Annotated in this window: 14 protein-coding genes and 1 other annotated feature; of the genes, 4 read left to right on the forward strand and 10 right to left on the reverse strand. The window is 36.7% G+C overall.

Features of this window, described 5'->3' with window-relative positions:
* Positions 1-6 precede the first annotated feature (6 nt).
* From ACX5JI_RS14495 to ACX5JI_RS14525, 7 genes are all read right to left on the reverse strand, one after another.
* Entirely contained in the window at positions 7-777 is a 771-nt protein-coding gene (locus ACX5JI_RS14495; RefSeq protein WP_459501743.1) for an ABC transporter permease, read from the reverse strand.
* Positions 778-787: 10 nt separating this feature from the next.
* Entirely contained in the window at positions 788-1609 is an 822-nt protein-coding gene (locus tag ACX5JI_RS14500; RefSeq protein WP_459501744.1) for an ABC transporter permease, read from the reverse strand.
* Positions 1606-2334 carry an ABC transporter ATP-binding protein gene (locus ACX5JI_RS14505; RefSeq protein WP_459501745.1) on the reverse strand — a complete coding sequence of 243 codons (729 nt, stop codon included), beginning with the start codon at positions 2332-2334 and terminating at the stop codon, positions 1606-1608. The genes ACX5JI_RS14500 and ACX5JI_RS14505 overlap by 4 nt, the downstream gene beginning before the upstream one ends.
* A 131-nt stretch (positions 2335-2465) precedes the next feature.
* On the reverse strand, positions 2466-2606 hold the full coding sequence (locus tag ACX5JI_RS14510) for a DUF3985 family protein (RefSeq protein WP_459501746.1): 141 nt from the start codon (positions 2604-2606) through the stop codon (positions 2466-2468).
* 142 nt (positions 2607-2748) lie between these two features.
* Positions 2749-3828, reverse strand: coding sequence for a M50 family metallopeptidase (locus tag ACX5JI_RS14515; protein ID WP_459501747.1), 1080 nt, complete (start codon positions 3826-3828; stop codon positions 2749-2751).
* Positions 3829-3855: 27 nt separating this feature from the next.
* On the reverse strand, positions 3856-4557 hold the full coding sequence (locus ACX5JI_RS14520) for a DUF3169 family protein (protein WP_459501748.1): 702 nt from the start codon (positions 4555-4557) through the stop codon (positions 3856-3858).
* Position 4558: 1 nt separating this feature from the next.
* Positions 4559-4780 carry a helix-turn-helix transcriptional regulator gene (locus ACX5JI_RS14525; RefSeq protein WP_459501749.1) on the reverse strand — a complete coding sequence of 74 codons (222 nt, stop codon included), beginning with the start codon at positions 4778-4780 and terminating at the stop codon, positions 4559-4561.
* Between the two features lie 164 nt (positions 4781-4944).
* On the opposite strand from ACX5JI_RS14525, the gene ACX5JI_RS14530 reads away from it, so the two are divergent.
* Positions 4945-5709, forward strand: coding sequence for a hypothetical protein (locus ACX5JI_RS14530; protein ID WP_459501750.1), 765 nt, complete (start codon positions 4945-4947; stop codon positions 5707-5709).
* Between the two features lie 112 nt (positions 5710-5821).
* Here ACX5JI_RS14530 and ACX5JI_RS14535 read toward each other — a convergent pair whose 3' ends face one another.
* A complete protein-coding gene (locus ACX5JI_RS14535) occupies positions 5822-6436 on the reverse strand; it encodes a DedA family protein (protein ID WP_459501751.1) in 615 nt (204 codons plus the stop codon).
* A gap of 857 nt (positions 6437-7293) precedes the next feature.
* On the opposite strand from ACX5JI_RS14535, the gene ACX5JI_RS14540 reads away from it, so the two are divergent.
* Positions 7294-8190, forward strand: coding sequence for an EamA family transporter (locus ACX5JI_RS14540; protein WP_459501752.1), 897 nt, complete (start codon positions 7294-7296; stop codon positions 8188-8190).
* Between the two features lie 387 nt (positions 8191-8577).
* Here the strand turns inward: ACX5JI_RS14540 and metG are convergent, their stop codons facing one another.
* Positions 8578-10212, reverse strand: coding sequence for a methionine--tRNA ligase (metG, locus tag ACX5JI_RS14545; RefSeq protein WP_459501753.1), 1635 nt, complete (start codon positions 10210-10212; stop codon positions 8578-8580).
* Positions 10213-10263: 51 nt separating this feature from the next.
* Positions 10264-10536: a binding site (T-box leader), on the reverse strand.
* Positions 10537-10651: 115 nt separating this feature from the next.
* On the opposite strand from metG, the gene ACX5JI_RS14550 reads away from it, so the two are divergent.
* Both ACX5JI_RS14550 and ACX5JI_RS14555 read left to right on the forward strand, forming a co-directional pair.
* Positions 10652-11473, forward strand: a complete 822-nt coding sequence (locus ACX5JI_RS14550; protein WP_459501754.1) for a class I SAM-dependent methyltransferase — start codon at positions 10652-10654, stop codon at positions 11471-11473.
* Positions 11474-12042: 569 nt separating this feature from the next.
* Positions 12043-12357: a metal-sulfur cluster assembly factor gene (locus ACX5JI_RS14555; protein ID WP_459501755.1), complete on the forward strand. Its 315-nt coding sequence runs from the start codon at positions 12043-12045 to the stop codon at positions 12355-12357.
* A gap of 58 nt (positions 12358-12415) precedes the next feature.
* Here the strand turns inward: ACX5JI_RS14555 and ACX5JI_RS14560 are convergent, their stop codons facing one another.
* Positions 12416-14065, reverse strand: coding sequence for a M4 family metallopeptidase (locus ACX5JI_RS14560; protein ID WP_459501756.1), 1650 nt, complete (start codon positions 14063-14065; stop codon positions 12416-12418).
* Positions 14066-14336: the final 271 nt, after the last annotated feature.

The raw sequence follows: 14336 nt of genomic DNA on the forward strand, positions 1-14336 counted from the left end.
TCCCCTTTACTCATACAAATCTTTCGTTCGCCACGTTATAAAACTTAATAACATACAAACTACTAAAATTGTACCATTCACAAGGTAGAATATGGAATCTCCATTACTTATAATACGAATTGCTTCTTGACCAGCAGCAATAAAGTAAAGGAAACGATTATGAATATAAAGTGCACCAAACATGATTCCAATTGTCATAAAGAAAGCCATGACAACATTTGGCATCCATAGACTTACGAAACTCGCTAGCAGTAAACTCCCAGCTGTAATGAATACCAAAATCCCGTAGAATTTTAATGTATATAAAAGGGCTTCTACTGCATTATATTTGATATCTTGATGTAAAAATGTTGTATACTCGGCTGACGAAATAAATAATTTACCGTATATACAACTTACGACAAACATAAGAAGTAACAGTAAACATACGACAATACTTTGAGTGAGCCATTTAGCCACTAACAATTTCTCTCTCTTAATGGGCCTTATGCAAACGAGACGATAAGAACCAGATGACCGCTCTCCATTAAAACTATCAATAAATAAAATTGGAAAGATTAATAATGATAAAATGATATATACTTCTTTCCCTACAGCAACTTGAAAATTCAATTGGCTTATTGGTGCTGAAGCCCCTTCTGGATTGTAAATTGCGACGCCCCAATGTTGTATCGAGAGACAATCTATTAGTAACAAAAAGAAAAAAACACTACATAATACGATTGACTTTTTCCGAGAAAAAATCCTCTCAAACTCACTTATTATTAATTGCTTCATTCCAATCACCTCACACAAAATGATCTTTCTTTCCTACGACGTAAAACGTAATAAAATTAGAGATAGTAATATAGACGCTTAATACCATTAAACAAAGATACATAAACTTGCCTTTTCCTATAAGTGATAATGCAATCCCCTCATACTGTAAATTTACAATCGATGAGTAACGCACAAATACGGCTTGCCTAGTCGGTACAAAATGCTGCATAATTTCTGGAACCCCAAAAGAAAGAATAATAAAGCCGATACCTAATGCAATTGCACTCGTTGTAGATTTACTAAGTACTGTAAGCATCATAAAGATGCTTATTACACAAACCGTCATTACATAGGCCATACCGTAATATTTCAGTGTATAAAGAAAAACCTCCATTCCACTATTCGTTGGCTGTTCATAATAAAAGAGAAAAATATTTGGATTAAAATGAAAACAAAAATAACCAATTACATAGCTAAAAATGAAGTACACAAGGAAAAATAAAGCCATCATCAGACACATTGTAATCATTTTCCCGAGTAAAATTTGCCGATATGTATAAGCTCGCTGCAATACCATTCGCATTTGCCCGCTATGATATTCATGAGAAATCATAAGAGCCATTGTAACAAGCAAGATAAGATGAAATGCACTAATTAGCATTTCTGCTAAACCCATAACAGGAAATGTATTGGAATACGTATAATCTACAGCTGTTTTTGCAATAACTTGATTATGTCCGATATAATACTTTGCTGAAGCAAACAACATCACTGGTATTAACATAAAACAAAGCCAAGTCACCTTCTTCGCCCAAAGTCTCTCCCACTCAGAGCGCACTAACATCATCATGAGCTCATCATCTCCACAAAGATATCTTCTAAGTCTTTATTGTTACCTTTTAATTCCTCTGTTGTCCCGCGCCAAATGAGTGCTCCATCTCGAATCATCACCCATGAATCACACATAAGCTCGAGTTCACGAATTAAGTGACTTGAAATAAAGAAAGTAATTCCTTTCTCACGTTGTAAATCAAGGACAATTCTTCGAAGCTGTTTAATCCCAACTGGATCTAATCCGTTCGAAGGTTCATCTAAAATAATGAAATCCGGATCTCCGAGAAGCGCCTGGGCAATTCCTAATCGTTGTTTCATTCCTAATGAATACGTGCCCACCTTATCATCGGCACGATTTTCTAACCCAACAACCTTTAACACTTGTTCCACTTTTCGCTCTAAATTTTCTCCTCCAGAGTTCAGCGTAATTCTACCTAGGTTTCGTAAATTTTTCCGTCCAGACATATACGGAAAGAAGATTGGAGATTCTACAATCGCACCAACATACTGAAGTGCTTCTTCACGATTTTTTTGTACACTAACACCATGAATCAAAACCTCTCCTTCATTCGGCTTAATCAATCCCATAATCATCCGAATCAATGTCGTTTTCCCTGAACCATTCGGCCCAACAAACCCGCAAATTTCATTTTTATAAACAGAAAAAGACATATGATTTAACAAACTTCTCCCTTTTATCCTTTTCGTTACATCCTTTACTTCTAACACTGCTTCTTTCATTATCATCGCCTCCTTGCCTTTACAATAAGAGGTAAAAATAAACAATTTATAAACAAATAAAAAAGAAGCTGTAAACATGCAGCTTCTCTTTCATACATTAGATCCAATAAAATACAATATACCTAAAACTCTCAAAGACCGAGTAACTTTTCTCCAAATTGAATAATAAACACGATAATTAATACGATCGCTAATAGCTTTAATGCTACATATGTCACTTTACAAAACATGTAAATGAGCAATAGTAGTAAAATAAGCGCCAAAATACCCATATGTAACGCCTCCAAACCACATCTTCTTCCTATTTAGGAAGTTCTTTCATTCTACTCCCCTCCTAGCATTTATGGAACCAAATAAGATTACATATAGAAAAAAGGATATCTCACTTTACGTAAGATATCCTTTTTCTTCTAATTAAAGGACTAGTTTCTGTTGTAAACACTGAAACCATTCCCGTTCTAGTTGCAAATAACCAAATCCCATTTTCTCAGCATCTTTCATCTCTTTTTCAGCTTTTTTCATATAGGCATGAAATGCATCTCTATCTTTCTCTACATATTTTAAAATGGCATGTGCACGATAGTATTGATATAAATCGAGTCTTGGTACCGCTTGAACATGCTTTTTTATATCCTCTAAAGATACGTGCTCCCTATCATGTAGTGCTTTATATACGATATACCAACTATGGAATCCTCCAACAAAGTACTTATTTTCTTTTGTCACGGGGATTTGTAATACGTGGTCTAAGCAAGCAATCCCCTTTTCCATCCCTTCTGTAGCACTCGTATAATAAAACATTAGCATACATTCACTCATACTTTCTCTTACATCACAATTACACTGTACTTGTTCTTTACTTCTCTCTATTACTGTATGATCCCAATCTTTTGGTTGTCTCGAACCACAAAGTTCACTCATTACGCGAATACTTTGTAAATGTCGTTCTGCCTTCTCATCAGCTTTGATTAAGATTAAAAACTGTTTTCCATCTGTATAAAAAGCTCTTCCTTTCAGAGGAATGGCTGTCGCAAGAAAAATAACAAAATGAAACATCGCAAAGTATAAAACAAATTCATTATTACCCCATAAAAATACAAAACACGATAAGATACTAAAAACAAAACTAGTTAATGGCCCTCCTAAAATCGTCCACGCCCATTTCTTTGAAAGATTCGGTATATGTATAGAAGGTGGCAACAGCATTGCTACTCCGCCAAAGTAAAGCCACATTTTATTTTCTCTTATCCGTATCTTCTCTCTTTCCTTTCGAACCATAATCGGCCCTACTGCCATAAAGCTAAATTCCAAACCATTTAACAATCCAAAAACAACATGTCCTAGTTCATGAATCGCCAAAACAAGTACCCCAATCACCAATATTCCCCACATATTTATAAACACTTGCATCTTATCTGGTCGAATCCATATATATGCATTTGAACATACAAAAGCAGCGACAAGTGTAAACAGTGGCCTTTTGAGAATATCCATCGCTTTCTCCCCTCAGCACCCTATCATTTAATAAATCATTTTCTTATGCATTTCATACATGTATTTTCCGATATGTAAGACCCAAACAAATGAAATGATACCGATAAAGAAGAAACCTTCTCCTGACCAAAGTGTATAAAAAATTGCCGTTAACCATGCACACACAAGGACCACATTGGTAGACTGATACGCTCTATACCCCGCTTCATGAACAATATGACTTTGTCCTTCATCTGCGTTTTTCGCCCACATTTCCAGTGATTGCGAATACGTTACACTTTGTTCTGGGTACAGTGCGTTATATCGATTTTTCATCATAAAACCTAATAAGATAACGACAATAATCCCGACTGAAGATGCAATAACATTCCCAATTTCAAATAGTGACATTGTATTTGTTGTATAAGAACGATAGCAAACTATGTATGCATAAGCCCCCCAAGACGGTACAATGATTTCACTTGCACGTAAGTAAATTAATTGTGATCCTAACCATCTACCTTGCATACTTTCCTCTTCGTCACGTAATTTATTTAAGAAACGTGTCGTTTTCCAAATTTGATATATAATCGCTATCACCAATACAATAAGCGCAATACTTACTACGTAACGAGACGTAGGTACGATTCTTCGCCCTGGAACAAAAGCATCCGCTACTATAAAACCTACAAAAAAACCACATACCATACCTACTAGAACTTTCAAGACTGGGACACTCTTCCCCTTCATGCTATTCTCCACCTTCCTCTTCTCCCTCTACTAACGTAAATATCTCCTCCACTGCTACCCCAAAAACACGCGCGATCTTAAGCGACAACACAATGGAAGGCGCATAATCTCCCCGCTCAATTAAGCTGATCGTCTGCCGCGATGAATCAATTGCTTTCCCTAAGTCTCCCTGTGACATTCGGTGCTTTGCTCTGAGTTCTCTCACTCGATTTTGAAGCCTCATACTTAAACCTCTTTTTCATTTATTTAATTAAATAGTAAATAATATCCTTTCGTTTGTCAATTATCATTGTCATTTTGACGTGAATATATGTCACAATAAACTATACATTCTGATTCAGAAATCCTATATAATGTATGTAAAATACATACTATGCGGGATGAAATATGGATAAAAAAAAGATCGCCTCTTATCTTCTCATCAAACTTTCGGCAATCTGCTTTCTCACTTTTTCTTTTCTATCTTTTGCCTTTATACAAGATGAATTTAATCTTTATAGACTATCAGAATTATTATCCGGACTGCCATATAGTCCTTGGTTTTATGTTCTCCTTTGCTATGCGCTGTTATGTTCATTTATCATTGATAAGCTCTCTCTGGAACATCCAAGCGTTGCCAAAAAAGTTTTTCTGTATATCATTTGTGGTTATCTATTTTTCCTTCCTTTTCACTTGTTCAGCGATGTATCATTTAGTATCTTTTTCATTGCAGGAACAGTTGGAGCCATTTGCGCTGTTTTCTTTTACTACTACACCTATATCGCACAAAAAAAGAAATGGTTTCGATATAGTACTCCGATTCTGATCTCCATTTTATGGATTACGATTGCATCAACTGACTTTACAGAGAAAGAACAATGGGTAGAACATACGACAAAAAATGAATTTGAAGCAACTTTTTCTTATTTTAATGGGGAACATAAAATCCTTATTCACCTTACAAAAGGAGAAACACTCGAATTTACGCTCTCCTTTCCTATAACCGGCGGATATGGATTCCATGTGTCTAGTGAGTTTAACAAAATAGAATCTATGTCAGAAATAAACGAAGACACTAACCAACTTTCAGTAATGCAAACTGGAACCTATTATATCGTAGTTACTGGTGACAAACTTAAAGGTACAATAAAAGCAAATTGGAAAATATACTAAAAAGCGGCTCGCTCTGAATGTGAGGAGGATGGAACCTGCTTATAGAAAAACAAAAAAGGCAGTGTCTCTTCACACTGCCCCTTCCAATTATCGACATAGAATGGATTTCATATTAATTTACACTTTGCACCAATGCACGTTTTAACTGCTTACGGAAACGAACTCCTAGTGTAATGGCTATAATGACAATCACTCCGAAAATAATTTTTCCAATGTGTTGCCCAAACACAGCAAAAATATCGTGTAAATTTCCTCCTAACCAATAGCCACCGATTAAGAAGAAAGATACCCAAAATAGAGCACCCGTGTAAATTGTTATTGCAAAGCGACGGAACGGTAAATTAATAATCCCCGCAAAGTATCCAGTAAAATGGCGAACACCTGGAATAAAGAATCCGATAAAAATAAGGAAATAGCCATATTTATCAAACCACATTCTCGTTAAATCAATTTTTCGTTGTGTTAAAAATACATACTTCCCATATTTCTGTACAAACGGCATACCGAGTTTATTTCCTAAAAAGTATTGAATTGTCATCCCAACACTTGTACCAATAAATGATAAAATAATTAAAATAGGTAAATGTAAATCACCTTTATGGGCCAAGAAACCTGCATACGCTAAAGTTGGCTCTCCAGGAAAAGGAAAAGCAATGTACTCAAGCAGCAACCCAACGAGCACTACATAATAACCATATTGCTGAAACAACTCATGAATCCATTCCATGTCGATCTCTCCTTCTCTCTTATCTACAAATCACGTACAACTCGTTACTATTTATTGTATAAAAAAATTGTCGAAATAACTATCACAATAGCTTACATTTAGATTACATTTTTGTAAGGAAACAACTAAAATAACCCATATTCATACGAATTCTCTTAATATCTATTATATATTTTCGATTTTTTTCATTTCTCCTTCATTATATATGAAAAAATAACGTTTTTCGCCATTTTCCTCGCTCAGCACGCTAAAAAACTCACTTATCCCATAAAGTGAAACTTTAATCAGCGGGGGGGCTTCATCCCCCACTGATTATTAGCCTTCACGAATCGAGCTTTTACGGGCAGCCCGACTCCCACCTGTACCTTTAAAAGAAACATAAAAAAATTACTATATATAAATACATTTTGATTTTCCGACACATAATCCGCTGCTATGAAGAACAAAAAGGGAATTACACTCATTTTCTCTCTTTGTTTTCACTTGGCATGGGCCAGGAAGAGGGGCTGACCGCTTCTATGCATGGCTGGATGCTCTCTCCCACCTAAAAAGAATGGTTTTATGTCATTTTTCCAATTTATATTTATATACTTTATATTGAAAATGAGAAAGGGATTGCTATAAACTAAAGGCAGACTATATATCCACTTTCGTTTACAATTAAAAACAAAATGTGGCCGAATACCTCTCCCTTAGAAAGGGGAACGAGGTTATGTCGTTTTTTCAATTATTCTATACCCAAACTCACACAAGTTTGTGAGTGGCGGAATTTTGTAGAGTCTGTACTCTGTTTCGTTCGCCCGTTGTCCTCTATTGGACAGCGGGCGTTTTTTTATTTTCAAAAGGAGGATTTTTTTATGGAAAAGGTTAAATTTTCATTATTAGTTTTATTAGGAGCCTGTAGCTACGGTATACTTTCTACCATTTTCAAACTTGGCTTTCTAAATGGATTTTCTGCACATGAACTACTAGGCGGACAATATGTATTCGGCTGGACCGGACTACTACTACTCGTTCTGTTCTTCTCCCGTCATACAGTTTCAAAAAAACAAGCACTCTCCCTACTAGCTGTCGGAACAACGATGAGCATGACTGGCATTTTCTACGCCATTTCTGTAGAGGAATTACCTGCTTCTATTGCTGTTGTTCTTCTTTTTCAATTTACATGGATTGGGGTAGTCATTGAAGCATTCGCTAATAAAACATTACCAAGCCGTGAAAAGGTAATCTCAGTTATCATTTTATTTGCCGGGACACTATTTGCAGGTGGTCTGTTTGAAGGACTTGGACAAAACTTCTCAGCAAAAGGCATTATATTTGGACTATTAGCCGCTGTCTCATTTTCCTTTTATGTTTTTGTAAGTGGCCGCGTTGCGACAAATGTACCACCCTATACAAAAAGCTTCTTGATGACAACAAGTGCTACACTTATCATCTGCTTCATCTTTCCGCCAACCTTCTTAACGGATGGTGCTTTACAAGCAGGATTATGGAAATACGCATTTTTCCTTGGACTCTTCGGTGTTGTTGTACCGGTCGTTTGCTTCTCAATCGGTGTTCCGAAAGTAGGAACAGGACTTGGAACCATTTTAGGAGCTGCGGAACTCCCAACAGCAATCATCGCTTCCATTACACTTGTTCATGAAGTCGTCTCACCACTGCAATGGCTTGGTATTATTTGTATCGTACTTGGAATATTCACACCACAAATTTTGAGCGCAAGAAAAACAAGGAAACACACTATACATCTATAAAAATTGTGTTATATTTCTCATCCGTAACATCCCCTCGTTACGGATGAGAAAATTGGATACATTTACCACGTTTACTTTGCAGAAAATTATGATAATATATCTTTACCGAGTTACCCTTCATTACTCGGTAACATCCACATAGAAGAGCCCTGATTCCCTCAGCACCCTATTGCACGGGGCTCTTCTATTTTATGTTCAGCATATGCATCAATCCGATAAAAGAAACGCATACGTTTCTTTTACTATTTATATAAAACAAAAAGACTGCTAACTAAGACTGAATGTCCTAGCTAGCAGTCTTTCATTTTTTATTATTGCACCTGCATCCTTCTCACAACGAAACCTCCACAGCTTTCTTAATAAGAACAGCATATCGTATGCTCTGTTTTACTTTACTGCCTCATATAGCTTTTCGACCTCTTTATCAATTTGTTTCACATCAATTCGCTCAAATAATGGTTGCACATGACCAATCCGCTCTGGTAATATATTTTCGCCTTTCCAATTTACATTCGTAATAGATAATATGTCCCGCACCCTTTCACTAGAAAACGGTAAAAATGGCTCCAATAACTGTACAAAGTTCACAATGAAATATAAACAGTTGTAAATTGTTTCTTCACAGGCAAGAGGGTCTTCTTCCCTTTGTTTCCAAGGCGCTCGCTCATCAAAATATTTATTTGCAAAGCGCACCGTTTCAAAAATGAGTTCTAGTGCCACTTTAAAATGGGCCTGCTCAATTGCACTTCCTACTTTGTCATATAACGCTTCAATCTTTTCTTGTAGTTCTACATTTATATTTCCATTCGGCACTACCGCGCCATAATATTTTTCAATAAACTTTAAAGTTCGGTTTACAAAATTCCCATATGCCCCTAGCAATTCACCATTATGACTATAAATAAATTCACGCCAAGAAAAATCGGTATCACGATTTTCAGGTGCATTGATCGTTAAGAAATAACGAATCGAATCTGGATCATATCGCGTTAATATATCCGGCACCCATACAGCCCAGTTTTTACTTGTCGATAATTTCCGTTTCTCTACCGTTAAATATTCATTGGAAACGATATGACGCGGAATCGCCTTTTCTCCGGTTCCAAGTAATACAGCTGGCCAAATAATAGAATGAAATGGGATATTATCTTTACCGTGTACATAGTACGTCTTCGCACGACTATTCCAAAACGCTCCATCATCTTGCCTTGTTTCTTCAGCCCAGCGCTTACTTGCTGAATAATAACCAGCAACTGCTTCAATCCACACATAAATTTTCTTATCTCCATATCCCTTAACTGGAATTGGCACACCAATTGGTAAATCACGTGATACAGCACGATCTTGTAATCCCTCTTCTAAGTAACGCTCTGTTAATTGAATCGCATTATCACGCCATGCCCCTTCTCGTTTTGCAGCTGTTACTGCCTCTGTAATCTGTTCCTGAAATTTACGCAATGCAAAGTAGAAATGCTCCGTTTCCTTAACTGCTGGCGGATTTCCGCATAACTTACATTGCTTTTCTAATAAATCGAGTGGATCTAAAATGGCTGAACATGCATCACATTGATCTCCGCGCGCTGGTTCATGACAATGTGGACAAATTCCTTCCACATAACGATCCGGTAAAAATTGTGTACATACTTCGCAGTACGCTTGCTCAACCGTATTTTTATAAATATACCCTTCTTCTAATAAACGCAAGAAAATCTTCTGTACTGTTTCATGATGATGCTCACTATCTGTACGCGTATAACAATCATACGTAAAACCAAGTTCCTCAAAACATCGCTCGAATTCTTCATGATAGTGATCAGCAATTTCTTTTGCTGTAACCCCTTCTTGCTTTGCCCGAATGGCAATAGGAGTTCCATTACAATCGCTTCCTGATACGTAAAGAACATTCTTTCCTTTCGCTCTATAGTAACGCGCTAAAATATCCCCTGGTAATAGCGACGCAACATGTCCAAGATGTAAAGATCCATTTGCATACGGCCAAGCGCCTCCAATAAAAATACTCATCCTACATTCCTCCTTTTAAATATAAAAAGCCCCGCCCCTATCTTTAAAAAAGATAAGGGCGGGGCTGTATAAACAGTCGCGGTACCACCTTATTTCGTCCGTTATTCGCATAACTGACCTCATCAAGTACGGAGCAAATTACGCTCTTATACTGTGGTTTTGATAACGAGAACCAACTCTCGTCGCCGCCTACTATTATCGTTTGATAAGTTCAGGACGCAGCTCAAAGGCCATTGTTCAAATGAACATTCTTGCTTCTTCTCAGCTTCCGAAGCTCTCTGGAAAGAATCGTTTCATTCTACTTTTCCTTTTCAACGCTTTTCATATATAACACGTATTTTACGACTAAAACACAGAAAAATCAAACTTTTTTACAAATAAACAGGAAATACAAAATTCCTTCCGAATATTTATATGTTTAGAAAAAGGAGGGGTTCTATTGAATCAACAGCAATTCAGTACCATTAATCAAAAAAGCTGGAATGCCGCTGCTTATGAAGCATGGACAAATCGGCACGGTACACCAAAAGAGTATGCAAAGAAACTCATGCAAGATCCTGCCCATGAAGTAGCCTACTACTTACCCTACACACAAAATCCGAAAGGAAAGCGGATTATCAATTTACTCGGCTCTAAAGGTAATAAAGCTGTTGCCTTCGCATTATTAGGTGCTGACGTAACTGTTGTAGATCTTTCTGAAAGTAACGCAAAGTATGCAACTGAACTAGCCGATGCTGCTGGAGTATCTATTGAATATATCGTATCAGATGTACTTGAAATAATGCCTTCTCAATCATTCGATGTTGTTTTGTTAGAACTCGGTGTCCTTCATTACTTTTTAGATCTCAAACCACTTTTTGAGCTTATCTCGGGACTGCTTAAAAACAATGGTACATTTATACTTCGTGACTACCATCCCCTTTATACAAAGTTATTAGCGATAGATGATCAAAAATTTAAGGCAAGCGGAGATTATTTCTCTGAAGAAGTGGTAGAAGAGCACGTCGCTTATAGCATTCTCCTTGATAAAGCGCAGCAAGAAACATTACCAAAAACGATGATTCGCCGCTGGACGTTAGGAGAAATTATTACAGCAGTCATAGAGGCGAACCTGTGCCTTGAAAAGCTTATTGAAGAGCATGGTTCACATCAGCGCTGGGTCTTTCCTCCTTCAGCTCCAGAAGGAATGGAAGAACGTGTCCCAGGCCTTTACACATTAATTGCGAAAACAGTATGCAAAAAAGGATCCCTTCACGGATAGGATCCTTTTTGCACGCTAAGCGCATATAAGTTGAGGTTGGAGATTACCATAATTCTGTAGAATAGGACACAAGGTATTTCAACATTTTGTCTCTGACTTACGTAGTCAAAAGGGGTATGACCAACATAACGAAGAACAATGTTTTAGTTGATATTGATAATCGTTATCAACTAATTAGAAGTATACATGATGTATATGAAAAAGACAATAGCAAGTTCGTATTTTTTTATTTTATAATCAGTATCAGAAAGATTATCATACTGTGAGCTATATAAATCCGTTTTGGTTTTCCAACATCTAAATTGCGGTTATGAAAACAAAAGGAACTCCCCACTTATTTCTTCTTTTTGTTTTTACATGGCATGGGGCTAAAAAGGGAACTGACCGCTTCTATCCATAGCCGGATCCTCTCATCCATCTGAAAAGAATGGTTTACTGCTCGTTTTTTAATTTGGATTTATATAGAATCAGTATCAGAAAGATTATCATACTGTGAGCTATTTCCCTGCATCTTTATCGTATTTCCTTTATAATGAGAATGGATATCATTAATATTAGGAGTGTTGTGCATGTCGCAAGCGTTCGAAGAGAAATTATTTGCCAATTTAGAAGCTGTTATCGATCCTGAATTAGGTGTGGATATTGTCAATCTTGGTTTAGTATATGATGTAACAGCCGATGAAAATAATAATGCTGTTATTACAATGACGATGACTTCTATCGGCTGCCCGATGGCTGGACAGATCGTATCCGATGTAAAAAAAGTATTATCGACAAATGTACCTGAAGTAAATGAAATCGAAGTCAATGTCGTTTGGAATCCGCCTTGGTCCAAAGAACGTATGTCACGTATGGCAAAGATCGCGCTCGGTATTCGTGACTAACTGACAACAACATACTGCAAAAAAAAAGACCTGACAGCCAAGCGTCAGGTCTTTTGCATTATTTTACCCCTACTGCGTCATACGCTTTCGTTACTGCTTGTACTTCTTTAGAATTTCCACCATATAAATCTGTCGCAGCTTGAAGTGCAGCTTGACGCATTAGTTTAAAGTCAGAGTTCGCCGTTAAATATTTTGTCAGCGCACGGTAATAAATTTTTTCTGTTGCTTCACGGCCAACACCATCTACTTTCACATCGTAATGCGTGCCTCCTTCAGACACTAAGTATGCCGCTTTGTTATTAATACTACTGTTAATGTGAACTCCACCATTATCATATGGACCTGTATAACGTTTGCTGTAATGATCTGGGTAACCTTCACCAGGTTTTAATGGATTCGGAATAGACGCTGGATCACTTAGAGAACGAAGCGAATCACCTTCTACACCAGGTGTGTAAATATCAGCACCTAACTCCCAGCTTTTCTTCTCAACCATGACACCCATAATATCAGATAATGATTCATTTAATGCACCTGGCTCATCTTTGTAAACAAGATTTGCTGTGTGCTCTGTGACAGCGTGTGTTAACTCATGTCCAATAACATCTAATCCTGCTGATAATGGAATGAATGTTTCCCCATCTCCATCACCATACATCATTTGGACACCATTCCACGCTGCGTTATTCCATCCTTCACCTACGTGAACAGTAGAAATTAACTTCGCACCTTTATTATCAAAGGAATTACGATTAAATGTCTTTTTATAATAGTCATATACTTTCCCTGCATTTACATGTGCATCGACAGCAGCTTTATCCTCGAAGAATTTCGCTTTACTTTCTACTTCCTCACCTGTATAGCCAAACCATTGTGAGAAAATATTAAACCAGTTCTCGTCCATATTTTTCGCATCGAACGTATGAACACCGTTTCCTCGTTTTCCATCAAACAAGTTAAATGCCCCTGTTTTTTCATCTTGAGCAATTTCAAATGATTTTCTCTCACCTAAAACACCGTAGCCGAATCCTGTAATATGATCAATTGCGTTATATTTCTCAATCACATTTCCATTCGTTGCATCGACAAAATAATGCCAGTAACCTGGAGCTGGTTTTGAAACAGATGCTTTAACAAGGTATGAAAGATAGTATTTTCCATCTTTTTCATACACATATAAATCTTTTTTCACACCATCATATTTATCCACTTTTCCAATTTCTTTCTCAATATCAGCTTTCGCAATATTGACTGCTTGCTCATCACTAATATTCGCTGATGCTGGAATATTTTTATCTTCTAAATTCGGAATAACCTGTCCGAAGAACGCCTTTACATTGTTGTCTTTATCAAGTGCAACTGTTTGGTCTGATCCATATACAGGAACATCATTATATTTCTCCACTAACTTTACATGTGTTGTATCTGATTCTGCATCCTTTTCTTCCCCAACAACATTAAAATGCTTTTTAATATTTCCTGCTAATTTAAACATTTCCTTCTTACTCTCTAAATATTGAAATACTGTTTCTTTTTTGTCCAATCCTGCTGGAGCTTTCCATTCCTCACCTATGTAAGCGGGTGTTTTAAATTCTTGGTGGTATTGAATTTGCTGTTCTTCCGCTTTTGTGTTTGTTGCTCCAAATGCACCAAAACCTCCAAATATAACGGATAAAGCTAATGCTGATGAAACGACTTGCTTTTTCAATCTAACACTCCCCATTCCCCAAAAATTTTTTTGACACTCTTATACATTTCTAAGAGAGGAAAATATATCCTGTCAAAAAATGTTGAGAAATAGTTTTCTTACAACTTCATCCGAAAATAAACTGTAAAATATTCCAAATACATGTATATTTAAAATGAAATACCTTTTTCTACAACCAAAATATAATGGACAAAAGGGGGTGATCATCATACTCCTGCAAATTACGATGGATCTCTTCTTTCCGGTCACACTATTCGTCACTTTTTTACTG

The sequence above is a fragment of the Bacillus sp. C1 genome (assembly GCF_054570475.1).